Annotated in this window: 2 protein-coding genes; both read left to right on the top strand. The window is 45.3% G+C overall.

What is annotated here, in order from left to right; all coding sequences use genetic code 11:
- The first annotated feature begins 187 nt into the window (after positions 1-187).
- A complete protein-coding gene (locus QWI17_RS16650) occupies positions 188-589 on the top strand; it encodes a DUF2489 domain-containing protein (RefSeq protein ID WP_302723653.1) in 402 nt (133 codons plus the stop codon).
- A 118-nt stretch (positions 590-707) separates the two neighbouring features.
- Complete coding sequence (locus QWI17_RS16645) at positions 708-1,025, top strand: hypothetical protein (protein WP_302723652.1); 318 nt, start codon at positions 708-710, stop codon at positions 1,023-1,025.
- Positions 1,026-1,228: the final 203 nt, after the last annotated feature.

Below are 1,228 nucleotides of genomic sequence, written 5' to 3'. Positions count from 1 at the left end.
CAAATCGATTCCGCAAAAATATTTGTGGGATTTGGTATAAAATCTCATGAGATGATCTCCTTCTTGATTAACTTTTTTTCGCACTCTAAGTTTAGAAGGTTCCTCCGGAATCTAGAGGAGGAGGTCATCATAAGTATCAATTGCAGCCACCTGACACAAATTGCAACGCGCCTTTTTGGTGTTCGCGTTGCTCACAATATACCAAAAAGGCACCTCACAATTTGTGCAGGTGCTACAGGCGTTAAGCACCACTATGAAAATGAGCCACGAAGAATACGTATTAAAGAAAAGGCAAGAAGCCGCAGAAATTGCTAGTGGTATGTTGGATGGTTCCATTCACTATTTGGAAGGTGCTATTAAGCTCGCATCTCTCAGGTTTGAAACGGAGGTAGGGGAAGATGATGGTGATTTTCTCGCGTTCAGCGGTGTTTCCTCAGAAACAGATCACCTTCCTTTGGGTTCAGCTAGAGAGTTTTGGTCAGCAGAAGCTTTAGAGCGCCATGAACATGAGATACAGAAAACTATAAAATGGGCAAAAGAAGTATCGTTGTTTGAATGCAAATCAATTGCCGAGCGGTTCCGTGCTTAACAAAGCAATCTACCGGACTTCCACTGCGTTGCTTCGTTTGTGGTTTAACGCTACGCTACCACAAACAAATCAACTCCGTTCCCGCCGGTAATTGCGGCGTTAAATGTACGGTACATCCATGACCGAGAAGGCCATCGCCAAGCTCTCAACTGTAATAGGGTTAATCTTCTTGGTTGGCCTGTGCCTCGTTGATGTGGCGTTTGGCGGTTGGACACATGTGTTTTCTGAAGAGTCAGGGGTGGGAGTAACGTTGCTGGCCAGAACTTTCTGGGGCGTAGGTTCCATCGGGCTGTTAGTAAATCTATTCGTGATGTGGCGCGACATGTATCGGAGTGAAAGATGGAGTTGGTTTATTGCAACGTTTTTCACGTTCTTTTTTAGCGCTCTTACCTACTATTTGATCAAATATAGGAAGCGCAATGCCCAAGACATTTAACCAAGCGCAGCACTACGCAGCCTTCGGCTGCCGGACACTCGCAAGCTCGCGCCGGTGTGCGCGGCGTTGAGACTGTAGAAAAACTCCAAAAAATAGGTGTTTTTTGCTAAAATTGGCCATCGAATAAGGGACCGGTGCCATGCCAAACTTCAAAAAGTATAACTATAACCAAGACGCCATGGTTGTGATTAATTTCGAAGAGC

Source organism: Gilvimarinus gilvus (assembly GCF_030518155.1).
Taxonomy (GTDB): Bacteria; Pseudomonadota; Gammaproteobacteria; order Pseudomonadales; family Cellvibrionaceae; genus Gilvimarinus; species Gilvimarinus gilvus.
Note: the sequence above shows the minus strand (reverse complement) of the source record. Positions and strands in the feature narration are given on the sequence as shown.

Excerpts from the sequence above, each read along its gene's own strand:
- QWI17_RS16645 (WP_302723652.1), top strand. The coding sequence starts at position 708 with ATGACCGAGAAGGCCATCGCCAAGCTCTCAACTGTAATAGGGTTAATC.